At 61.0% G+C, this 22,661-nt stretch carries 20 protein-coding genes and 1 pseudogene; 15 read left to right on the top strand and 6 right to left on the bottom strand.

From position 1 onward, the window contains the following. Positions 1–10: 10 nt before the first annotated feature. Entirely contained in the window at positions 11–1,180 is a 1,170-nt protein-coding gene (locus BLT75_RS12785) for an ABC transporter substrate-binding protein (RefSeq protein ID WP_093032046.1), read from the top strand. A 196-nt stretch (positions 1,181–1,376) separates the two neighbouring features. Here BLT75_RS12785 and BLT75_RS12790 read toward each other — a convergent pair whose 3' ends face one another. Beyond that, positions 1,377–2,306 carry a LysR family transcriptional regulator gene (locus BLT75_RS12790; RefSeq protein ID WP_093032049.1) on the bottom strand — a complete coding sequence of 310 codons (930 nt, stop codon included), beginning with the start codon at positions 2,304–2,306 and terminating at the stop codon, positions 1,377–1,379. An 87-nt stretch (positions 2,307–2,393) separates the two neighbouring features. Here BLT75_RS12790 and BLT75_RS12795 point away from each other — a divergent pair, with 87 nt between their 5' ends. From BLT75_RS12795 to BLT75_RS12820, 6 genes are all read left to right on the top strand, one after another. Further along, a complete protein-coding gene (locus BLT75_RS12795) occupies positions 2,394–3,581 on the top strand; it encodes a CaiB/BaiF CoA transferase family protein (protein WP_093032051.1) in 1,188 nt (395 codons plus the stop codon). After that, positions 3,578–4,531 (top strand): hydroxymethylglutaryl-CoA lyase, encoded by a 954-nt coding sequence (locus BLT75_RS12800; protein ID WP_093032054.1) that lies wholly within the window; start codon positions 3,578–3,580, stop codon positions 4,529–4,531. The genes BLT75_RS12795 and BLT75_RS12800 overlap by 4 nt, the downstream gene beginning before the upstream one ends. Positions 4,532–4,557: 26 nt before the next feature. Further along, entirely contained in the window at positions 4,558–5,544 is a 987-nt protein-coding gene (dctP, locus tag BLT75_RS12805; protein WP_093032057.1) for a TRAP transporter substrate-binding protein DctP, read from the top strand. 6 nt (positions 5,545–5,550) lie between these two features. Further along, positions 5,551–6,072 carry a TRAP transporter small permease gene (locus BLT75_RS12810; RefSeq protein ID WP_093032060.1) on the top strand — a complete coding sequence of 174 codons (522 nt, stop codon included), beginning with the start codon at positions 5,551–5,553 and terminating at the stop codon, positions 6,070–6,072. Continuing rightward, entirely contained in the window at positions 6,069–7,355 is a 1,287-nt protein-coding gene (locus BLT75_RS12815) for a TRAP transporter large permease (RefSeq protein WP_093032063.1), read from the top strand. The genes BLT75_RS12810 and BLT75_RS12815 overlap by 4 nt, the downstream gene beginning before the upstream one ends. A 228-nt stretch (positions 7,356–7,583) precedes the next feature. After that, entirely contained in the window at positions 7,584–9,788 is a 2,205-nt protein-coding gene (locus tag BLT75_RS12820; RefSeq protein WP_176828000.1) for an adenylate/guanylate cyclase domain-containing protein, read from the top strand. Between the two features lie 6 nt (positions 9,789–9,794). On the opposite strand, the gene BLT75_RS12825 is transcribed toward BLT75_RS12820, so the two are convergent. Together BLT75_RS12825 and BLT75_RS12830 are read right to left on the bottom strand one after the other, a co-directional pair. Next, positions 9,795–10,274 (bottom strand): YHS domain-containing (seleno)protein, encoded by a 480-nt coding sequence (locus tag BLT75_RS12825; protein WP_093032069.1) that lies wholly within the window; start codon positions 10,272–10,274, stop codon positions 9,795–9,797. A 14-nt stretch (positions 10,275–10,288) separates the two neighbouring features. Beyond that, positions 10,289–10,882, bottom strand: coding sequence for an ankyrin repeat domain-containing protein (locus BLT75_RS12830; protein WP_093032072.1), 594 nt, complete (start codon positions 10,880–10,882; stop codon positions 10,289–10,291). A gap of 88 nt (positions 10,883–10,970) precedes the next feature. On the opposite strand from BLT75_RS12830, the pseudogene BLT75_RS25290 reads away from it, so the two are divergent. Beyond that, positions 10,971–11,114, top strand: a pseudogene (locus tag BLT75_RS25290) (DDE-type integrase/transposase/recombinase); the annotation flags it as partial. A 95-nt stretch (positions 11,115–11,209) separates the two neighbouring features. Here BLT75_RS25290 and BLT75_RS12840 read toward each other — a convergent pair. From BLT75_RS12840 to BLT75_RS12850, 3 genes are read right to left on the bottom strand one after another with little or no spacing between them, the layout of a single operon-like run. Beyond that, a complete protein-coding gene (locus BLT75_RS12840) occupies positions 11,210–12,247 on the bottom strand; it encodes an ABC transporter substrate-binding protein (RefSeq protein ID WP_093032078.1) in 1,038 nt (345 codons plus the stop codon). Then, on the bottom strand, positions 12,244–13,635 hold the full coding sequence (locus BLT75_RS12845) for a sensor histidine kinase (protein ID WP_093032081.1): 1,392 nt from the start codon (positions 13,633–13,635) through the stop codon (positions 12,244–12,246). The genes BLT75_RS12840 and BLT75_RS12845 overlap by 4 nt, the downstream gene beginning before the upstream one ends. Beyond that, positions 13,628–14,299, bottom strand: coding sequence for a response regulator transcription factor (locus BLT75_RS12850; protein ID WP_093032085.1), 672 nt, complete (start codon positions 14,297–14,299; stop codon positions 13,628–13,630). The genes BLT75_RS12845 and BLT75_RS12850 overlap by 8 nt, the downstream gene beginning before the upstream one ends. Positions 14,300–14,457: 158 nt before the next feature. On the opposite strand from BLT75_RS12850, the gene BLT75_RS12855 reads away from it, so the two are divergent. The 7 genes from BLT75_RS12855 to BLT75_RS12885 all read left to right on the top strand — a co-directional run bounded on the left by BLT75_RS12855 (position 14,458) and on the right by BLT75_RS12885 (position 22,452). Next, positions 14,458–15,435 carry a Bug family tripartite tricarboxylate transporter substrate binding protein gene (locus BLT75_RS12855; RefSeq protein ID WP_093032088.1) on the top strand — a complete coding sequence of 326 codons (978 nt, stop codon included), beginning with the start codon at positions 14,458–14,460 and terminating at the stop codon, positions 15,433–15,435. 75 nt (positions 15,436–15,510) lie between these two features. After that, positions 15,511–15,942 carry a tripartite tricarboxylate transporter TctB family protein gene (locus tag BLT75_RS12860; RefSeq protein WP_093032091.1) on the top strand — a complete coding sequence of 144 codons (432 nt, stop codon included), beginning with the start codon at positions 15,511–15,513 and terminating at the stop codon, positions 15,940–15,942. A 3-nt stretch (positions 15,943–15,945) separates the two neighbouring features. After that, positions 15,946–17,484, top strand: coding sequence for a tripartite tricarboxylate transporter permease (locus tag BLT75_RS12865; protein WP_093032094.1), 1,539 nt, complete (start codon positions 15,946–15,948; stop codon positions 17,482–17,484). Positions 17,485–17,922: 438 nt separating this feature from the next. Then, positions 17,923–18,876, top strand: coding sequence for a TAXI family TRAP transporter solute-binding subunit (locus tag BLT75_RS12870; protein ID WP_093032097.1), 954 nt, complete (start codon positions 17,923–17,925; stop codon positions 18,874–18,876). 76 nt (positions 18,877–18,952) lie between these two features. After that, the gene (locus tag BLT75_RS12875) at positions 18,953–20,716 is read left to right on the top strand and encodes a TRAP transporter permease (protein ID WP_093032099.1); all 1,764 of its coding nucleotides are present in this window, start codon (positions 18,953–18,955) and stop codon (positions 20,714–20,716) included. A gap of 288 nt (positions 20,717–21,004) precedes the next feature. Continuing rightward, positions 21,005–21,619, top strand: coding sequence for a DUF1326 domain-containing protein (locus BLT75_RS12880; protein ID WP_093032102.1), 615 nt, complete (start codon positions 21,005–21,007; stop codon positions 21,617–21,619). 50 nt (positions 21,620–21,669) lie between these two features. Next, positions 21,670–22,452, top strand: a complete 783-nt coding sequence (locus BLT75_RS12885; RefSeq protein ID WP_176828002.1) for a DUF2182 domain-containing protein — start codon at positions 21,670–21,672, stop codon at positions 22,450–22,452. Positions 22,453–22,661 lie beyond the last annotated feature (209 nt).

Consider the following 22,661-nt stretch of genomic DNA (forward strand, 5'->3'; position numbering starts at 1 on the left):
GAGTAGACCTGTGAAACGACTTGCACTTGCGTCGGCTTTTGCCGCGTTGGCATGGCCTGCCATGGCCGAGGATATCACCATCGGTTTCGCGATTGCGAAATCCGGCTGGATGGAGGCATACGATACGCCCGCCGCGACGGCTGCCAAGATCCGCATCTACGAGATCAATGCCAATGGCGGGCTGCTGGGCCGGCAGATCAAATGGGTGGAAGCCGACACCAAGACCGACCGCCAGCAATCGGCCAAGGCCGGGCTTCAGGTGATCGACGAAGGCGCCGACATGATGATCGTGAGCTGCGACTACGACTTCGGTGCGCCCGCGGCACTCTCGGCCGAGGCCGAGGGGATGGTCTCCTTCTTCCTCTGCGCCGAGGATGTGAAGGCCGGCATTCAGGGCGTCGGCCCGCATTCCTTCTCGGGTTCGGTGCTGGCGGCGGTGCAGGGCGCGACGATGGCCGAGTGGAGCCATGCCAGGCGCGGGGCCAGGACCGGCTATGTGCTGCTGGATACCACCATCGAATACAACAAGGGGATCTGCAGCGGCTTCGACTGGATGTTCCCACGGATCGACGGGACCGAGATCGTGGGCCGCGACACGTTCAAGAACGATGATGCCTCGATCGCCAGCCAGATCACCCGGATCAAGGCACTGCCGGACGAGCCCGACGTGATCATGCTCTGCTCCTATATCCCCGGCGCCGCCTCGGCAGTGCGCCAGATCCGGGCGGCGGGGATCAATTCGCTGATACTCAACGGTTCTGCCGTAGACGGTTCCTACTGGCTGGATGCGACGCCTGATCTGTCGGGCTTTGCTGTGCCGGTGCAGGGGTCGATCTATGGCGATGATCCGCGGCCGGAGGTCGAGGCATTCAACCAGTCCTACGAAAAGGCCACCGGGGCTCGCCCGGCAAGCTCCTACGCCTATCCGGGCTATGTGCTGCTCGATCTCTGGGCCAAGGCCGTAGAACGGGCAGGCTCGCTCGATGGTGCCTCGGTGACGGCGGAGCTTGAAAGGATGCAGGGCGAGCCGACCGCATTCGGCCCGCGCACCTTCACGGCCGATCTGCACCACCAGAACTTTGCCGAAATGCAGATCGTCGAGATCACGAACGGAAAACCGGCCGTTGCCGACAACTGGACAATCAGTCAACCAGTGCCGCTTGATGTACTGTTGAAGTGACTTGAAACCGGTGTTTCAGCTGAGAAAAGTGCCCCCGCGAATGCGGGGGTGCATTCGCCATCGTCAAGGCAAACCCGCAACCTGCTTCTATCCATGTCGCTAGGAAAACCTTGCAAAACCGGGGCCGTCCACAAATGACAGCACCCACCGGCTCGTTTGAATGTGTGCTTGTGGCCTTTGGACGGTTTCAGCTCAACTATCGTAACAATCTTGCACTCCAGCGCTCCTCCTCAACAGCCCGTCGGACCAGATCAAAGATCAGATCGCAAATCGCTTCGGTTGCATACGAGGGTGGACGGGATGCGAGATTGCATAGATAGAGTGTGCGAGACAGGGTTGGAGAAACAATCGGTCTTGCCCGCACCGTTCCCCGATCGAGCTGTTCCTGCATGAACAGTCGCGTGCCAATGACACAACCAAGCCCCGCCTCGACTGCGCCACCGATAGCCTGCACCGAGTTCATCTGAAGGATGGCTCGGGCCTCGATCTTCTTAAGCAGCGCCACATCATCCATGATCGCCCGAGCCGATATACCCTGGCGGACCAGGATGATCGGAAGCTCCAACAAGTCTGAGAAGGTAATCGGGTCGTCGGTGTCGCCGATGACTTCCGGGCGACCGACACAGACCATGGTTTCCTCCAGAACTGGCTGGCTCCGCAAGCCGGCCTCGGCAGGCGGGTTATAAATCAGCGCCATGTCGACGTCGGACGCCAGCAGAAGCGGCAAAGCGGCTCCCGAGAGACTTTCGCTCAAAACAAGCTTCACATCCGGGTAATCACGAAGAACGATTGACAGCAATTCGACTCCAATTGCCTTGACACTCGAGTAGGACATGCCGACGGCGACTTGCCCGGCGATCCGCCGGTCGGCCGTCTTCAGATCGGTTTGCGCGGCCTCGATGGCTTTCAGGATCGACCTTGCATGTTCGTACAGGCGCAGGCCGGCTGCCGTTGGCTCCATGCCCCGTGACTTGCGCCGAAAGAGCTGTGTTCCGAGCTGCGCCTCGAGTTGCCCGAGCTGATGACTGAGTGCAGACGCCGCCACGCGCACTTCTTCGGCGGCGCGGTTCAGCGATCCGAACTCATAGATGGCAGCGAAATATCGTAGCTGACGCGTATCAAGCATTCTGGATTTCCGAATGGAGGGCTGAATACTCTCTAATACCCTCAATTCTTCAGGTTGGCTATCCTACGACTCGGAGGAGGATTGCGGATGGCAGACAGGTTTCAACCACTGGCGGGGCTACGTGTGGTCGAGATGACCCATATGATCATGGGGCCATCCTGTGGTATGTTCCTGGGCTTTCTCGGTGCCGAGGTCATCAAGGTCGAGCCGCCTGAAGGCGACAAGACGCGCGATCTGACAGGCATGGGCCGCGGTTTCTACCCGACATTCAATCGAGGCAAGAAAAGCGTTACGCTCGACCTCAAGTGCGAGGCCGGCATCGCCGCGTTGCATGACCTGCTGGAAACGGCGGACGTCTTCATCGAGAACTTTCGCGACGAAAGCCTGATCCGCATGGGCCTTGCCCCTGATGTCCTGCGGGCGAAGTATCCTCGCCTGATCGTATCTTCTCTGAAGGGGTTCCTGAAAGGGCCCTATGAGAAGCGCACCGCGCTGGATGAAGTGGTGCAAATGATGACCGGAATGGCTTACATGACCGGCCCCACCGGGCGACCTTTGCGTATCGGGTCTTCGGCCAATGATATCATGGGTGGACTCTTCGGCGCCTTCGGGATTCTCGCAGCGCTCTATCAGCGGCAGACAGACGGGCAGGGGCATGCGGTCCGCACCGGATTGTTCGAGAACTGCCTTTTGCTCGTGGCCCAACACATGGTTCAGTTTGACATCGAAGGCCGCGAGGCCCCGCCCATGCCCGAGCGGGAATTCTCCTGGGCCGTGTACGACATCTTTGAAACCAAAGGCGGGCGGCAGATCTTCGTGGGAGCCGTCACCGAAGGCCAGTGGGTCACGCTGTGCAAGCTGCTGGACCTCAACGATCTTCTGAGTGATCCCCGCCTTCAGGACCGGATGGCACAGATAGAGGCACGGGAATGGACGCTGCCCATCTTCGCCCAAGCCGTCAGGGAGCGGGAATTCGAAGAGCTTATTTCCGCTTTGGAACAGGCGGGAATCCCCTTTGCGCCCATCCACCGACCGGCGGAAATGTACTCGGACCCTCATGTTCTGCGCGAGGGCGGGCTGCTGACCTCGCAACTGCCAGAGGGACAGAGCTACCGCGCACCGGGACTGCCCTTTGAAGTCGACCAGACGCTTGTTGTGGGCCCATCTGTCGATATCGCCGAGGTTGGCGCAGATACGGCAGATGTGCTCGGTGGTCTCGGGCTGAATGAAGAGGAGATCAGTCAGGCAAGCGGCAGAGCGATCGTGGTAGCATGAAGAGACTGTCGCAAATCTACCCCTCGGACCGGATCAGCCTGCGCGAAGTCGGCTTGCGCGATGGATTGCAGCTTGTGCGGACCTGGCCTGACACCGAGGCGAAACGCGCTTGGCTGGCGGCTGAGGCCCGCGCCGGCGTTCGGCATTTCGAGGTCGGCTCATTCCTGCCCGCAGCCCGCTTTCCACAATTCGGCGATATTCTGGAAGTTATCGAGACCGCCGGGACGCTTGGTCTGCATTCCGCGGCACTCGCCCTGAACGAACGTGGGGTCGAGGAGGGGGTGGCCTCGGGTGTCAGCGAAGTGGTCTGCGTTGTCTCGGCAACTGAAGAGCACAGCCAAGCCAACATGCGACGCTCGCGCGCCAACGCGGTGTCTCTAGTTGGGCAGCTTGCCGCCCGGCGCGATGCAATTGCACCGGACAAGGTCGTCAATGCCGGGATCGCGATGGCCTTTGGTTGCTCGATTTCGGGTGCCGTCGCGCCTGCCGAGGTCTTGCGCCTGGCTGAGGCCTGTCTCGATGAAGGAGCCGACATTGTCGGTCTTGCGGATACCGTGGGCTATGCTGGGCCGCGCGCGGTCGGTGCGCTTTGCGCCGCCATGGCGCGTCTTTGCGGTGACCGGCCGTTCATCATCCATCTTCACGACACCCGCGGCATGGGGGTGGCGAATGCGGCCGCCGCGCTGGACAACGGCGCACGCGTTATTGATGCTTCGCTCGGTGGGCTGGGCGGTTGTCCCTTTGCACCGGGTGCGACGGGAAACGTGGTATTCGAGGATATCGTGTTCTTGGCTGAAAGCATGGGATTTCCCACCTGCATCGATCTGGAGGGACTGAAGAAGGCCCGGGCAATCGCCGAGGAGTCGATGCCGGGCGAGGCGTTTCACGGGGCGCTCAATCGCGCCGGACCGCCGCAAAACGCAGCCTGGCGCGCAAAGCCAGCTGCCTGAGTTCATATCAAAGGGAGGAAACCGACATGAACCCGATCAAGAAATCCGCGCTGGTTTTCACCGGCCTGGTGGCCAGCGCGACCGGCGCGATGGCCCAGACGGAGATGCGCTGCAGCCACCAGTTGCCGCCTGCACACCACATCGCACAGGTCATTGACCGGTGGGCAGCCGAGGTCGAGGCTCTGTCCGAGGGCGAGATCGATGTGCAGATATTCGGGGCCGACAGCCTCGTGGGCGCACGCGAGAATATCGTCGCGACCGCCAAGGGCGACATCGAATGCGCCTTTTCTCTGAACTTCCAGTGGGGCAAGACGCTGCCCATCATGAACGTCACTGTCGCGCCCTTCGCATTCGGTGACGTCGATATCTGGCGCAAGTGGCCAACCTCGGAGGCTGCCGCTTTCCTCGAGGAGAAGCTTCTCGAGAAAGGGGTGAAAAACGTCGTTTGGATGTTTCAGACCAATACCAGCGTCTTCACCACGAATGGCGAACCCCTTGTCGCGCCCGAGGACTTCCAGGGTCTGAAGTTCCGCGGCCTCACGCCGCCGTTCGACGCAGCATTCACCGCACTTGGCGCCACACCCACGGCCATGCCCGGTTCGGAAGTCTATCAGGCTCTCGCTACAGGGGTGATCGATGGGGCCATTACCGACGTGGCCGCGGCCGTTTCGCGGAAGTATTACGAAGTGCAGGATGCCTTTACCGTCGTGCCCGTCCTGTCGGCCTATCTGCACGGTTATCTGAATCCCGCCTTCTATGACGGTTTGTCCGACAAGTCGAAGGCTGCTCTGGAGGAAGCGGGTCTCAAGGCGGCAGAATGGGCGGTGGAAGCCTCGGTAGCAGCCGGTGCAGCCGGGCCTGATCAGCTTCGCGAGAAGGGTGTGAAGGTCCATATCGCGACGCCAGAGGAAAACGCGGCGCTGGAAGCCGTCATGCGTCCGGCTTTCGACAAGGCCTTCGGCGAGGGCGATGCAGCCAGCCAGAAGTTGCTCGACCTTCTGGCGAAGATGTAAGCGCCAATGCAGGTCGAAGAACAGAAGGGGGCGGACAACGCCCCTTTTTTCCCCGATCGTATCGTCAGCGGTATCATCTGGATCTGCGGGGCGCTCAGCACGCTTCTGATCCTTTGGATCTTCGTGCAGATCTGTGTCGCGGTCACGTTCCGGTATGTCATCGACCGTCCCCTGCAATGGAGTGACGAGATGATTGGTTATCTTCTCGTCGCTGCAGTCATGATGGGCGCGGCCGAGGCGCTGCGGCGCAACGACCATATCGCGATTGACCTTCTGACAAACCGCCTGCCACCGCGTCTGCAGCGCGCTCAGGCGGTCTTTGCGCAGTGCTGCGTTATCGCATTCGCTGTAGTCGTTGGCGTGTCGATCTGGGATGCGATCAGTTTCGCACATGCTTTCGGATCGTATTCGGTGGGTTATATCGAGATCCAGACCTGGATCCCCCAGGTTCCCGTGCTGATCGGATCGGTACTTCTTGCCCTGATGGCCGCTTTAAGGCTTTCGCAGACGATAAGGGGGCGAGCATGACCCTTGTCGTGGTCTTCGCGGGCCTGATCCTTCTGCTGCTCACGGGTATACCCATTTTCGCGGCGCTCGGCCTAACCGCCAGTGCGATCATGCTGATCGTCGAGGGTGACATCGATGGTTTGGGAAAATCCGTCTACAGCCATCTCGACAAGCCTGTTCTCGCGACGATCCCGCTCTTCGTCTTCATGGCGCAGGTGATGATCCGGGCGCGGGTGATCGATGAGCTTTATGATTTTGCGTACAAGCTGATCGGCCACGTCAAGGGCGGCCTCGGCGCGGCCACCGTGCTGGCATGCACGATCTTTGCCGCCATTTCGGGCTCTTCCGTGGCTACAGCGCTGTCGATCGGGTCGAGCGCGATCCCCCAGATGAAGCGGTTCGGCTACCCCGAGCGCGACGCTTTGGGCGTGGTAGCAGCCGGTGGAACGCTGGGTATCCTCATCCCGCCCTCGGGGCCGATGATCCTCTACGCCATTGTCTCGGAGGCGTCGATCGGCGCCCTGTTTCTTGCGGGGATCATACCAGGACTTCTTCTTGCGCTCGCCTTCTCGATCTTCTGTATCCTTCAGGCCAGGTCACGCCCTGAGATCGCCGCGCCTCAACGCGCGGACCGCCGCGAGTTAGCTCAGGCCTTCCGGCGCTCGATCTGGGCTTTGCTGGCTCCGCCTGTGGTCATGGGCGGTATCTATTTCGGAATATTCACGGCGACTGAGGCTGCAGCCGCCGGGTCCCTCTACGCACTTGTGGTGGCGGTCTTGGTCTATCGAAACTTCGGTCTGCGGGATCTGTGGAACTGCGCCTATAGCGCGATGCGGACATCCATGATGGTCTTCATGATCATTGCCGGCGCTGCAATGTTCGGCCACGCCATAACTCTGATCCGCCTGCCTGCAGGAGTGACGGAGGCGGTGGCTGGAATGGGGCTCGGACCGCTGGGATTCATCCTGGTCGTGATGGCCTTGATCTTTGTGCTGGGGATGTTCCTCGAATCTATCGCCATCATCCTCATCACCACTCCAATCCTCCTGCCGACCATGATGGCACTGGGCGTCGATCCGATCTGGTATGGCATCCTGTTGATGATCAACCTCGAACTGGCAATGATCACGCCTCCCGTCGGGATGAACCTTTTTGTGATCAAGGGCATAACGGACGCGCCACTCTCGACGGTTGTCCGTGGCGCGAGTCCCTTCGTTTTGCTGATGCTCGGAGGTATCGCAGTGTTGATTGCCGTTCCGGACCTGGCAACGTGGTTGCCTACGGTGGCGGGCTTTGGCAGGTAGCCGTGGCGCAATCAGCCAACCGTGGCAAGCAGGCGGGGTCACCCATGCCAGCAGCCTGCCACCACCTCTCGATCCGTTGATACGGATCCCGCTCCGGGAGAAGGTCGCGCGCTGAGGGCTTCGGTCCTTGATGATGCGGTGATGCCTGACGGCGTAGTTTGCAAGCCATGTGTCGACGAGTACTGTCTACTCCAAGTCCGGTTGCTCCGGGAAAGGAGGGCGAAAACCTTGGAACGCAGGCTTGCCGCCATACTCGCAGCAGATGTGGTCGGATTCAGCCGTATGATGGCCGAAGACGAGGCCGGTACGTTCAAACGTTTGACCGAAATGCGACAGGATCTGGTGGCCAGGATCATCGCCGACAAGAACGGCCGGATTGTCAAGCTGATGGGCGACGGGTTGCTTTTGGAGTTTCCCAGCGTCGTCGATGCGGTCGAAGCCGCAATCGAAATTCAGTCAGCGGTGTCGCGCCGAAATGCGGGCGCTGGTCCGGCCAACCGGATCGAGTTGCGGATCGGCGTGAACATGGGTGATCTGATCATCGACGGCGATGACATCTATGGCGAAGGAGTGAATATCGCCGCACGCCTCGAACCCTTGGCCAGACCTGGCGGCATCTGTATTTCGCGTGAAGTCTACGAATACACACGCGGCAAGGTCAGCAAGGCTTTTGAGCCGGCCGGCGTTCATCGGGTCAAGAACATTCCCGAGCCGATCGCGGTCTATCAGGTTGCCGATCAAGCGGCGGAAAATCCAAGCCGGAAGCGATCTTACCAACCGGTTCGAAACGTGGTGGCTCTCGTCGTTGCGATCGTCTTTAGTATGGCAGGTTTTTTCTACTGGTCGGACAAGTCCGGGTTCTCTTTCGGAAACCTTCTGGCATGGCTGGAACCCGGCAACAGCGACCAACCGTCGCTTGTCGTGTTGCCTTTCGAAAATCACGGGCTTTCTGCAGATGAAAGCTATCTGGCCGACGGGTTGACCGACGACCTCATCACCGACTTTTCCAAGCTATCCGGGCTGATGGTCATCGGCAGTAACACGGCCTTCTCTTACAAAGGCGGCGATGCCGACAGCCGAGAGGTAGGGCGGGAACTGGGCGTGCGCCACGTGTTGGAGGGCAGCATGCGTCGAACGGGCGGGCGGATACGCGTCAATGTACGCTTGATCGAGACCGACAGCGGCAAAACTCTGTGGGCCGACCGCTACGACCGCGACGCGTCCGAAATGTTCGCCATCGAAGACGAAATAGTTCATCAGGCGCTCAGCCATCTGAAAGTTGAAATCACGGCTTCGGAAAAACGGCAGGTCGGCAAGCTGCCAACTACCAATCTTGAAGCCTATGATTACTTTCTGAGGGCCGAAGAGGCCGCGCGGAGCGGGTTCCGGCCCGACCTGCGAGAAGCGCTGCGCCTCTATGCCAGGGCCACCGCGCTGGATCCTGGTTTCGCACGGGCCTATTCGTCGCGCGCCCGCACCGAGGCGCTGATCATGCGCCGCAATTACGATGACATTCTGGCCTATCCCGTGGCGCGCAAGCAGGCGTATGAACATGCCGGCCGGGCCCTGACAATTGATCCCGAAGCGGCCTCGCCTTTTGCCGTGCTGAGCGAACTGCAAACCGTAGACCGCCATTTCGAAGAAGCGCTGCGATCGGCGCAACGCGCGGTCGAGACGGCGCCTGGCGAGGCGGCAGCGCACCTGGCGCTCAGCTTCGTGAACACATTTGCGGGGCGTCACCAGGACGCCATCGCGCAGTTCGAACTGGCGCGCAGGCTCAATCCACTTTTGCCTGCATATTCACGGCAGGTTGCCAGCCTGTCCTATATTCTGAATGGACAGCCCGAAAGCGCGGTCGAAATCCTGGAAGAAATCCGGGAAAGTTCTCAGGGTGTTGAGGACTACCTGAACATCCTTGCCACCGCTTACTCGGAAGCCGGACAATCCGACCGAGCACAGGTAATCTTCGAGGACACGCTTCGTTTTGCCCCTCATACCTCGGCAGAATTGTACCGGATATTGTTTGACCATTTCCGTAAACCTGCGGATCTGGATCGCATTATCGACGCAATGCTGCGGGCCGGTCTGCAAAAGTGGCCCTTCGGCTTCCGGTCGGGCTCGGACGAGCCACTTTCCGGCAAGGAGATCTCGAATTTGCTGACCGGGGTGGTATGGCGGGGCACTTTCGAAGGCCGCGGACCCGGATTGCTGCAAATCTCGCAAAGTGGCACGATGGCGTTGCGATTTCCGAGCATGTTTGCGACCGGAACCGCGCAAGTGCGGGGCGACCAACTGTGCCTGCGGCAACCGGGCCTGGCGCTTGGGCGCGAGGTATGCGGTCCGGTGTACAAGACGGACCCACCGATGCCAGACGCTTTGCTCTACACCTATGTCAACGCGCATTTCGTGTTTCACTTCATGCCGGACGGATGACGGTGGTCAGTTGGAATAGTCTTTCTCGGCCAGCGGCTTGACATCGTTCCAGTTTGCGTCCGCCTTGGCCAGCACGGCGGCACTATCCGGACCATCCAGCATCTCCGCACCGCTGGGATCGGAAATGAAATACAGCTTTCCGTCGATGATCCGCCAGGAATTCTCGGGGTCTATGTTTTCCGACGCCAGCGCACCAAGCCCGACACCCAGCGTGCAATAGCCGCCGTACTGCGGGGCATAACTGACTGGGTCGGCCTTGAATAGGTCTCGGTTCTCCGCGCTGTGAAAGTGCCACGGAGTATCCAGCCATTCGAAGGAAAACTCACTAGAGCCTTTTATGGCCCTGTTTTCCTTGAAATAGGCGACGGTATCGTAGCCCTTGATTGCCACGTCACCGAAGGGCCCCGTGTTGACCGGGTCATCGGCCAAAGCTGCACTTGCGATGATCGCCAGAAAGAGACCGGCACTCAGAGATCGGCTATGCATTCTTTTGGCCTCCCTTATTGCCCTGCCGCGACGCACAGGTCATGAAACTGCGGGTCGAATGCGCCCGGATCGGGGCATTTTGCACCGTACTGCTTGAGCAGGCCGACTATGTCGTAGTGGTAGCGAAACATCGCGCGAACAAGAACGGTGAAGCCACTGTTATCCACATTCGCAACGTCCGCCCCCCGCTCGAGCAAGAGCTTGACTACATCCAAGTGGTTTTCGTCCGCGGCCATGTAAATTGGCGTTTTTCCGGCCCTGTTATTGTTGGCGTCGATATCCGCGCCACTCTCCAGAAGCAGGTGCGCAACCTCCGCATGCCCGCCGTAGGCGGCCGCATGGAGGGGCATGAAACCGCTGCGATTGCGGGCCATCACGTCGGCCCCTGCCTCAAGTAACACGCTTACCGTTTCGGCGCTCCCAGCCAGAGAGGCCGCGATCAGCGGGGTTTCGGCGTTCAAGGTCCGTTCATCGACAATGATGCCGCTTGCAATAAGGACCCGGACCTCCTCCGCATCTCCTCGGCTTGCCGCTTCGTACAGCGGACCCGCAAATGTGGTCCCGGCCAGCCAGAGAAATGCTGCAACTGAGGCGAAAAGCCTGAGCATGGATCGCCCTCCCTCCTGAACCGTACAACGGCTGATGACAGCCGGCAACACATGGATCAAACGCGACGCGGATCTGAGTGACGGTAAGCGGGCCGTCGATCCGGAAGGCAAAGTCCAGGAGAGCTTCGTGACGAAGAAACAAGACAAGAAGGCCGCGCTGATATTCCTAAGAAAAGCAATGTTTATGCAGGAGCGTCCCGAAGTGGTCGTTACCGACAGGCTTCGGTCTTACCGGCCGCCCCGAGGGAAGTCGGCGCTGGGCATCGCCAGTCAAGCGCCTGCCGGTGAAACACAAGGCGGATTGTAAAGGCGACGACCTGCGGAGTCCTAAGGGGACACGTTCCGCTGAAATGTGTCGTTCCAGAAGTCCAGCAGGAGGTTTCGTCGATTGGCGTCACGCGCAACGAGAAGGGTGGGAGATAGCGGAATGAACCGGAGTGCGCTGCCGGATAGCCCGGTTTCCCCGACCTCGAATTCGAAGAAAAGGCCCGCGCGGGAGAGCAGGGTCCTGGCCTCGGGCGTTAGGAGGAACTCGAGCAAGCGGATCGCTTCGGCCTTTGCCGCCGCACCGCGCGGGATCATGTAGGCGCGTGACAGCAACAGCGTGTAATCTTCGGGCATGATCAATCCGACCTCGGCAGAGCCGGAGTTCAGGACGTAGGATCCCAGGACGTTGTAGGCGATGACATAGCGGCCTTCGGCAACGCCGGCGATGATCTCCGCCGAACAACAGGTGGCAACGGCATCGACGCGAGAGAAACCTTCAAGCAATGCACCGAATGTTGTGGCTTCCAGGCTGTCGCTATGGGCGAAAAGGTAGCCCAGTCCCGACTCCGCTATGTCGTAGGTCGCGATCCGGTTGCGGAAGAAACGGGGTCGGGTTCGCATCGCGTCGAGTAGCGCGAACCGGCTGCGCGGTATGTCGTCTCCTTGCAGGAGGGTCCTGTTGTAGGCGATAACCGCTGGTTCGATCGTGATGCCCCACAACTCGTCGCGCCAGCGGCGAATGGCGGGCAGGGCCAGTGTCGCAGTCGAGCGATGCGGGTGCGCGCACGCGGCGTTTACCAGCCAAACCATCTGCTGCACCGCCGATGAGAGGATCGCATCGGCCTGCGTTCCGCTACCGCGGCAGTCGTCGCGGCTGCGTTCGAACAGGGTATTGGAGCCCCATTGTTCATAGGTGATGGCGAGATCGGGGTTCAGATCTGCGAAACGTTCGATCACGGGGCGGAGAATGCCAATGTCCGTCGTCGAACGTAGCAGGACCTGTGTCGCGCCTGCGCCGATCCGTGTGACTGCCTCCTGCGCCGGTGCGCGGTCCGGGGTGGACATCGCCACCAGAAAGGCCAACAGATACCGGATCATGAATGCGCCTGGCTGGAGGGAAAGACGAGGGCGGCGCGGAAACCCGTCTCATCCTGTGTTATGGTCACGCGTCCCGCAAAAGCCGCAGCGACGGAAGAGACGATCGACAGGCCGATCCCCGTACTGTTTTCACGTGAGCCGGTGCTTCGGTTGAAGCGGTCGCCCAACCGTGCGATGACGTCGTCGGCGGGGCCCGTGCCGCAGTCATGGACCCAGAGGACTGCCTTTCCATTCTCCTGACCTGCTCCGATGGACACTGGCGGCTTGCCGTATTTCAGCGCGTTGCCAAGCAGGTTCCGGGCGGCCTCCTGCAGAGAGAAGGCATCTGCCAGCACGATTACCGGCTTTTCCCCAATGACCAGCCGCAACTCTTTATCCGGTGCCAGAGCGAGGCTGTCGTCCCTGTCCATTACCTCCAGAGCAACTTCGCGCAAATCGACCGGGGTTCGCGCCACGCTGTCTGTCCGGTGTACGACCAGGGCGCGGCTCAGGAGCTGGTCCAGCAGTTTGCCAAGCGAACTCGTCCGCAGGAGCAGCCTGTCGAGCGCGCGGTGGCGTGCAGCCTCGTCTTTCTCGGCCGTGGCACTTTCGGCGTGGACCTGGATCGCCGCGACCGGCGTTCGCAGTTGATGCGCGGTGTCCGAGATAAGGTTGCGCATAGCTTCGATCTGGCCGTCGAGCCGCGCCATGAAGCGGTTCATCGCGCTGAGCATGACCTGTAGTTCGCGCGGCAGTTTGTCAGTGGGCATGGGCGTCAGATCGTAGGGGTCCCGACCGGTCAGATCGCTGACCAATGCGTCGAGCGGGCGCAGGGCAGAGCGCACCACGAAAGCGGCAATGGCCATCAGCAGGATGCCTGCCGCGGCCATCGGCAGCAGCGCGTTCAACATCAATTCGGTTGTCATCGCCTGGCGGGCACGCAATGTCTGGCCCACGATGACATCGACGGCCCCCGAAAAGTCCCTTTCGGTAAAGCGGCGCGTAACCTGAACGAACCGGGCCGGTTCGCCGTCGAGTTCCGCGTCGAAGAAACGGGCTGGCTCGGCGCTGCGTGGTGGAGGCTCGATGGTTTGACGTGCATCCACGCTGGTGATCGGGTCCCTGCCCGGATCCAATATGGCGTAATATATCCGGTCCTCCGGCGCCTGCGCGAGCAACTCGAAGGCCGAAACAGGAAGATCGACAAGCGGCTTCCCTTGCTGGATGCGGATCGACTCGGCGATGTCGCTGGCTGCGCCGAAAAGAATGCGGTCGTAGGATTGCCGCGCCGCTTGCCGTCCGTTCCAGAAGATCGAGACCGCGACAAGGACGCCGCCCAGTACCAGAATGGCAAAAACCGTTCCGAACACACGTGCGGTCAGGCTTTGCATCATGGGGGGGTCAGTCATCAAAGCCGATCCGGTAGCCGATCCCGCGGCTGGTGACGATGCTCACATCGCTGCCGGCGAACTTCTTGCGCAGCCGCGCGATATAGAGCTCGATCGCATTCACCCCCACGTCGGCATCCTCGAATCCGTAGAGAGAATCGTATAGCCGTGCCTTCGAAAGATATTGCCCGCGGTGGCGGATCAGCATGTCGAGCAAGGCAGCCTCGCGTCGGGTGAGGTCCAGCCGACGCCCATTCAAAACCGCGCTGCGATCCTTTGGAGCATAGTGCAACATACCCAGAGTGATCTGTTCCTCCTTGCTGTCGGCCTCGCGCCGGACAAGCGCGCGCAACCGGGCTTCGAGTTCGCGCTGGTCAAAGGGTTTGCCAAGGTAGTCGTCCGCGCCCTGATCCAGCGCCTCGATCCTGTCATCGACCGAGGTCAGAGCCGTCATCATCAGCACGGGTGTCCGGTCCGCGGCCGCGCGCATGGAGCGCAAGAACGAAAGGCCGGACCCGTCGGGAAGATTGATGTCGAGGATGATCGCGTCGTACCGCTGCACCGCACGGCAGTCGCGCGCATCCTCCAGACTGGGCGCCAGGTCGCAGACGATTCCCGCCCGGGCGAGGTGGGCGATCACCCCCTCCGCCAGGTCTTCGGCATCCTCGACCATCAGTACGCGCATAGCTTCCGCCAAAGCCAACCCGTCCGCGTGACAGGTTCATGACAGGAACAACGATTACACATCTGCAACCCGCAGGAAAAGGGCTCTTGGGGCCCGGCCCGCGCGGGGACCCGTATCGGCGCGTGAGAGCGCGCCAAGCGACACCTGAGGAGGAAACCATGAAACTTACCGCAACCCGCGGCGCCCTCGCCGCGCTTGCCTTGTCCCTGTCCGCCCTTGCCGCCTCGGCGCAGGAAAACCCTGAATGCATCGCGCCCGCCAACCCCGGCGGAGGCTGGGATTTCACCTGCCGCCAGGTCGGCAAGTCGCTTCAGGATCTCGGGCTGATCGACCAGACGATGCAGGTCGTGAACCTGGCCGGCGGTGGCGGCGGCGTGGCCTTTGCCGAGGTCGTGAACAAGCGCAACGATGCCGACAACTTGATCGTCGCCGCGTCCTCCGCGACAGCGACCCGCCTCGCCCAGGGCGCCTATCCGGGTAACACGATGGACCAGGTCCGCTGGCTGGCCTCGGTCGGCGCCGACTACGGCGTGATCGCCGTGGCCGCCGACAGCGAGATCGAGACGTTGCCGCAGCTGTTGGACCAGATCAAAGCGGACCCGACCAGCGTCTCCATCGCCGGCGGCTCGGCGGTGGGCGGATGGGACCATCTCAAGGTTCTTATCGCGGCCGACGCCTATGGAATCGAGGATGTGCGCAAGGTGAAGTACATTGCATTCGACGGTGGCGGCGAGGCCGTGACGCAACTTCTGGCAGGATCGGTCCAGGGCTTCACCGGCGACATTTCCGAAGCCAAGGGCTTCGTCGACTCGGGCGACATCAAGGTGATCGCGGTTCTCGCCCCCGAGCGTCTGGGCGGAGCATTCGCGAATTTCCCGACCGCCAGGGAACAGGGAATCGATGCCGTCGGCGCCAACTGGCGTGGCTTTTATGCCCCCGGCGGCATGTCGGACGAAGCCTATGACGAATGGGTGTCGAAGATCGGCGAGCTTTATGCCTCGGACCAATGGAAAGAGGTGATGGCTGCCAACGGATTGGCCCCGCTGGACCTGCAAGGCGACGACTTCCAGGACTTCGTTGAAGAGTCGGTTGCCCGGATCCAGACGATTTCCAGGGAAATCGGTATCATCAAGTAAACCCGCGATGTTCCGGGGGGCGTGCAACTGCACGGCCCCCGACCTGCAACCAGACCCAGACAACGGAGGTCCGTCATGAGCGACCGTATCTTCGGCGTCGTCGGCATGCTTCTCGCCCTAGGCTACGTCCTCGCGGCCCTTGCGATCGAAGAGAGCTTTCTGTCCGATGCCGTCGGCCCCAAGGCCTTCCCCCTCATCATCGCCGCCATACTCGGCCTGTCGAGCGCGGTCATCGCCTTTCGTCCCGACCCCGAGCCGAAGTGGCCTGCGCTCGGCCGGCTGGTCGAGATCGGCGCGGCCATTGTCGTGATGATCCTTTATGCCGAGTTGCTGCCAGTCGCGGGTTTCGTCATCGCCACGGCCTTCGCCGCTGCCTATCTCGCCTGGCGTCTCGGATCCGCCCTGCTCGAGGCCGTGTTCGTGGGGATCGGCACCTCGATCGGCATCTACGTCATTTTCCACCTCGTGCTGGGGCTGTCCCTGGCCCGCGGACCCTGGGGGTTCTGAACCATGGAAACACTTGCAAATCTCGGCGACGGGTTCGCCATCGCGCTGACCTGGCAGAACCTGCTCTTGGCGCTGCTGGGCTGTTTCCTGGGCACGATCATGGGCGCGTTACCGGGGCTGGGCCCGTCGAATGGCGTGGCGATCCTGATCCCGCTGGCCTTTACACTGGGTCTCGGCGCCACGCCGTCGCTCATCCTGCTGACATCGGTCTATTACGGGGCGATGTATGGCGGACGGATTTCGTCGATCTTGCTTAACATTCCGGGTGACGAACCGGCGATGATGACCTGTCTCGACGGGCACCCGATGGCGAAGAAGGGCATGGCCGGCGAGGCGCTGTCGCTGTCTGGCGTGGCCTCCTTCGTAGGCGCTTTCTTCGCCACATGGGGCCTGATCCTGTTGGCGCCGCAACTGGTCAAGATCGCGCTGCTCTTCGGTCCCGCGGAATATTTCGCGCTGTTCGCGCTGGCCTTCATGACGCTGGGCGGCGTGTCCTCGACCAACCAGGCGAAATCCGCCTTCGCTGCGGCACTCGGCCTTGGGCTTGCCACCATCGGCGTCGATACCCAGACCGGCGTGCCGCGTTTCACCTTCGGCGAGGTGCACCTCTATGACGGGCTTGACTTCCTGGTCGCCATCGTCGGCCTCTTCGCGCTGTCCGAGGTGTTCATCTTCCTCGAACACCGCCACGGCGGCTCCGATGCCGAAGGGCGGAAGATGGAGATCGGCAAGCTCTACCCGCCGATTTCAATGCTCAAGCAATGCATGCCGACCATGCTGCGCACTTCCTTCCTCGGCTTCCTCGCGGGTGTCCTGCCCGGCGCGGGCGCGTCGCTCGGCTCTTTCATCTCCTACTCGATGGAGAAGCGGCTGGTGGACAAGAAGGGCACCTTCGGCACCGGCGACCCCCGCGGCGTGGCCGCCCCCGAAGCGGGCAACAACGCCGCCGCCGGGGGCGCGCTGGTGCCGATGCTGGCGCTTGGCGTGCCGGGCTCGGGCACCACGGCGGTACTGCTCGCGGTGCTGCTGGCGCTGAACATCACGCCCGGTCCGCTGCTGTTTACGCAGAACCCCGATGTGGTCTGGGGCCTGATCGCAGCGCTCTTCATCGCCAACTTCATGCTGCTGGCGATGAACATTCCGATGGTGGGTCTGTTCACCCGCGTGCTGATGATCCCCTCGCGCGTCCTGATGCCGATCGTGGCGATGGTCAGCTTTGTCGGGATCTACGGCATCTCGGGCTCGACCTTCGACCTTCTGGTGATGATCGGCTTTGGCGTGATGGGCTGGGTGCTGCGCAAGCTGGACGTGCCGCTCGTTCCGATCATTCTCGGCACGCTTCTGGGCAACGCGATGGAGAACAACCTGCGCCGCGCGGTCACCATCGACAACGGCAACTGGCTGACCCTGATCGACAGCCCTCTTGCGATCACGCTCTGGGCCATCGCCATCATCGGCTTCATCCTTCCCCTGGTCATCGGCGCCAGGGTGAAGTCAGGGATGCACGTTCGTCGCGACGAAGAAGGGTCGATCAGCGACTGACCTCACATAGCCGCCGTTCGGAAGAAAAAGTTCGAACGGCGGCTATCGGCCGGTAGCGGGCTGTTTCATTGCCGATCAATGCCGCAGGCGTGGGTCAGGCACGTGGGTGCGTGAGAAACGCAATCCCGACACCTGCAAACCTGAGTGATGACGATCGAACGGGACACCTGCGGGATACCCAGAGGCCAGGGCGTTACAGCTCGGTGGTCTGATAGGAACCCGGCAGTTGGACATCATAAAGGCCAACGGTCCTTCGCACGGCGCCAAAAGGCCGGACGAATGCCCGCAACCTGCTTCGATCAACTTGGCTCAAGAAAATCCTTGCAAAACCAGAGCCGTTCACAAATGACGGCAGGGTGCTGTCATTTCTTGACAGAACTGCGAATACGACTCGGCCGGATAGGCCGGCACCTGAATAATCTCGAAGGGAGGACATCTATGCAACTCAAGACCCTCGCGGCCGTGGCCGCTACCCTTGTCGCCTCTGCGTCTTTGGCGGGAGCTCAGGAACGCATCACCTACAAGTCGGCCAAGTCTGGCTCGTCCTATTACCAAATGGGTGTCGAAATCGCCGAGGCCGTCAAGGCGGGTACCGATGGTGGCATGATCGTCACCATAGAGGAAAGCCAGGGCTCGGTGCAGAACGTGATGGAAGTTCGCGCCCGCGGTGGCGACTTCGTTTTCACGACGCCGCCTGCTCTTGTCGGTCTGGCCCAGTCCGGCAAGGCGATGTTCGAAGGCAAGGGCGACCCGGCCTTCGACGAGATCCGCGCTCTGTTCCCGATCCCGTCGCTGACTATGCATTTCGTGATGTCGGAAGCGAGTGGCGTGAAAGACCTGGCCAGTCTGGAAGGCAAAACCATCCTTCTTGGCAAGGGATCCTTCGGTGCGACGGAGGGCGAGAAGTATCTCAAGCTCTTCGACCTGATCGACAAGGTCACCCTCGCCGATGCCGAGCTGTCGAACGCCAATGATGCGCTCAAGAACGGGCAGATCGATGGCTTCGTGACCGCCGGGTCGTGGCCCGCGCCTAATGTGATCGAGGCCGCCGCCAGCACGGGTGTCACCGTGCTCTCGCTGAGCGACGAACAAATCGCCCAGACTGGCCGCACCAAACTGGTGATCCCGGCGGGCACCTATGCAGGGCAGGACGCCGAGATTACGACAACCTCTTTGCCGGTCGCCGCGTTCACCACGACCAAGATGACCGACGAGGTCGCCTACGAGTTGACCAAGACTTTCTGGGAAGAGCGTGCGCGCATGTCCGAGGTTGCGCCCTGGTGGGCCGGGGTCGATCCCGCGCTGATGGAAACCGTCGAGGTCAAGTTTCATCCCGGCGCCATCCGCTACTATGATGAAGCTGGTATCGCGCTGAGCGACGCCCAAAAGTGATCCTTCGCGGGTGTCGGGCGGCAACTCGGTCGCCCGATACCATCTCTTTGCTGCCCAAAACCATCGGACCCCCGACATGCGACTCGCTGCTTTCCTGCTGGCGGCCGTTCTGGTCGTGTTTCACTTAGGTCTCGTCTTCTCGGGACTGGTGCCGAACCTGATCTCACGCCCTTTGCATCTTGCGCTCGCACTGCCTTGGATCCTGCTGGTTCCCGGGCAAACCGGGTGGTCGCGTATCAGCGGCATCGCGTTGACCGTGATTGGTGCGGGCGCCGCGCTCTGGGTGGCGATTTCGAGCGATCGTCTCAGCGACCAGTACGGGTTTATCGAATCCACCTTTCAGTTGGTGGTGGCGGCGGTACTACTCGGCGTGGTGCTTGAGGCGGCCCGTCGGGCCATTGGCTGGCCGCTGCCGCTGGTGGCGCTGCTGGCTCTGCTTTACGGCCTTCTGGGGCAGCATGTCCCTGGCGAGTTTGGTCATTCCGGCACGCCGCTTCGCAGCTTCTTGGGCACGCTGACAATCGCGGAAGGCGGCATCTGGGGCAGTCTGACCGGTGTGTCGGTGAACGTGGTGGCGATTTTCGTCATCTTCGGCGCGGTGCTGAACGCAGGAGAGGCGGGACAGGGGTTCATGAACCTGGCCTCCGCGGCCGCCGGACGGCTGAGAGGCGGTGCGGCCAAGGTCTCGGTCTTGTCCTCGGCGCTTTTCGGCTCGATCTCGGGCTCGGCCTCGGCGAACGTCGCTTCGACCGGTGCGATCACCCTACCCGCGATGACCCGGCTCGGCTATCCCAAGCGGCTGGCCGCGGCGGTCGAAGCGGTCGCCTCCTCGGGCGGACAGATCATGCCGCCCTTGATGGGTGCGGGTGCCTTTGTAATGGTCGAACTGACGGGTGTTCCCTACACGCAGATCATGGCTGCGGCGCTTTTGCCTGCAATCCTCTACTTCGTTGCGGTCTGGATCGGTGTCGACGCATATGCCAGCCGTTACGATCTTAGGGGCATCGACGCTTCTGAAGCGCCCGGCTTGCGTGAGGTGGTGATCACTTCGGTCTTCTTCGCCATTCCATTCGCGGTACTCCTGACCGGGCTTTTCGTAATCCGTGTTACGCCGCAGTACGCGGCAAGTCTTGCGATACTGTCTGCGTTCATCCTGCTTTTCTTCAACGCAAAGGGTTTGGGAAGTTGGCGTGCCACGGCAGAGCGGATCGAGACCGCGTTCCTCAACGCCGCCCGGCAGGTGTCGATGATCGCGGCCATCATTATCTGTGCCTCGATCATCATCGGAGTGCTGGCAATCACCGGACTTGGCGTCAAGATCACCTCGCTGATCCTGTCGGGGGCGGGTGGAATGCTCTGGCCGGCGCTGCTGCTGACGGCACTGGCCTGCCTGGTCCTCGGGATGGAGGTGCCGACCACGGCGGCCTACGTGATTTGTGTTTCGGTCGCAGGGCCTGCACTGCGCGAACTGGGGCTCGACCTGCTGCAAGCGCATCTCTTTGTGTTCTGGTTCGCGCTGCTTTCGACCATCACACCGCCGGTCTGCGGGGCGGTCTTCATCGCGGCAGGGATGATCGGGGAAAACTGGCTGAAGGTCGCTGTCACCGCCATGACGCTGGGCTTCGGCCTTTACATCATTCCGTTGGCAATGATTGCGAATCCCTCGCTGATCGGACTGTCGTCGACGCCGCTTCTGGCGGTCGTCACGGCCTTGCAGGTCGCTCTGGCGCTGGGCTTGATGTCTCTCGGCCTGATCCGCAGGCGTCTCGGCGTTTGGAGGCCGGTGCTGATCTGTGTCGGCCTGCTGGTGATCTTCGCGCGTCCGCTCTTCGGGATTTGATCCGCAACGGCGGCCTTGTCCAGGCGATGGGCTTGGACGGGCAGGGCGGTCTCGCCGCTTGTTGCCATGCCCGAACGCGACCTGTTCAAGTACTGCCAGACCACGGTTTGATGGTCCGATCCATTCGGTGGAATGGGATGAAGCACTATGGGACAAGTTCGTCAGGTTTGGGCGAGTGACCGGGTCGCGGGACTTTCCGGTCATCCACTTGGTTATTGAACGCAAACAGGGCGCAATGCGTCAAACATGAAATTGTGGTATTGTTCACTGAACCAGGGAGGAAAGTTCATGGCTGATTGGCACATTGAAGGCGAGTACATGGAAACCTGCAACTGTGATTTTCTTTGCCCGTGTATCACGTCAAACCTAACGGCGACACCGACGGAAGGTGACTGCAAGGCGGCGATTGCAATGAAGATAAACAAGGGCGAGAAGGGCGGCGTTTCATTGGATGGCTTGTCTTTCATTGTCCTGCTTCACGCGCCGAGCGCGATGTCCGACGGGAATATCAAGGTTGGCCTGATCGTCGATGAAAAAGCGAGCGAGGAACAAATCGCTGCGATCGGTGACATCGCCACGGGCGCGGCTGGTGGCCCGATGGAAGCACTGGGTCCATTGGTCGGCGAGGTGGCGGGCGTCGAGAAGCGCCCCATCAGTTTTGTCTCGGATGGAGACAAGATAACCGTGACAGCCGGTGAACTGATCGAGCAGGAGGTCGAAGCCGTGAACAGCGCGCTGCCGAATGGCGGCCCGATCAAGATCGACAATGTACCCCACCCGGTATCGACGACGCTGGCCCTCGCAAAGGCCACCAAGAGCAAGTTTAACGCCTTTGGAGTTACATGGGACGATGCCACCGGTTCCAGGAACGGGCATTTCGCTCCTTTCGCCTGGTCGGCGTGACCGATCCGAATGCGGTTGGGCACAGGGTAAACCCGACCAGCGGGCCTGCTTTGGACCGCATCCTGAAACGCGACCGGCTCATCGTGGCTGTTGGTCTGGCTCTCGTGGTTGTGCTTGCGGCAGTTTACACCGTGATGGGGGCGGGCATGCCAATGTCGGCAATTACGATGACCCAGATGGCCATCGAAATGCCGGGCATGATGATGGCGTCCACCGACTGGACACCCCGCTACGGGCTCCTGGTTTTTCTAATGTGGTGGGTCATGATGATCGCCATGATGGTACCAAGCGCGGCGCCGACCGTTTTGCTTTATACGGGTCTTGTCCGGAAAAACAAAAACACGGAAAGGCCTTACGCCTCCGTTTCAGTTTTCCTCTCTGGATATCTGATCGTGTGGGGCGCTTTCAGTTTCGGTGCAACGGTCTTGCAATGGGCGCTTGTTTCGATTGGGCATTTGAGCGGGATGATGGAGCTCACCAAGGCACCTGTTGCCGGCATGCTGATGATGGCGGCAGGGATTTATCAGGTATCATCTCTCAAGCAGGCCTGCCTGAGGCATTGTCAGCACCCGCTCATCTTCTTCATGCACAATTGGAAATCTGGAACCTACGGCGCGCTGCGCATGGGAATGCAGAATGGTTATTTCTGCCTTGGGTGTTGCTGGGTACTGATGGCGCTTCTTTTCGTCGGCGGCGTCATGAACCTGCTCTGGATCGCAGCGCTTGCACTCTTCGTGGGTTTTGAAAAGCTCGCCGTAGATCGCCCGTGGTTAACGAAGATTTCCTCTATAGCGCTTATTGGCGTGGGACTGTGGATTGTCATGGCAGCATGACTTCAGGCTTGACAGGAAGCGGATCGCAAAAGGCTTTCTATAGTCTTTTGCGGCTTGCGTGGCGATCTCAGCAAAGTCGACTGGGAGAAAGCCCTTTGTCCAAATTTCGGGTCTTGCTCCCGTTTCCGCGGACTTGGCACAACATGTCTCCGAAATGCCCGTCAGGATGGCCAAAACAAGTCTTGTTGACCGCCTGGCAATGCAGTGAA

The sequence above is a fragment of the Ruegeria marina genome (assembly GCF_900101475.1).
Lineage (GTDB): Bacteria > Pseudomonadota > Alphaproteobacteria > Rhodobacterales > Rhodobacteraceae > Ruegeria_B > Ruegeria_B marina.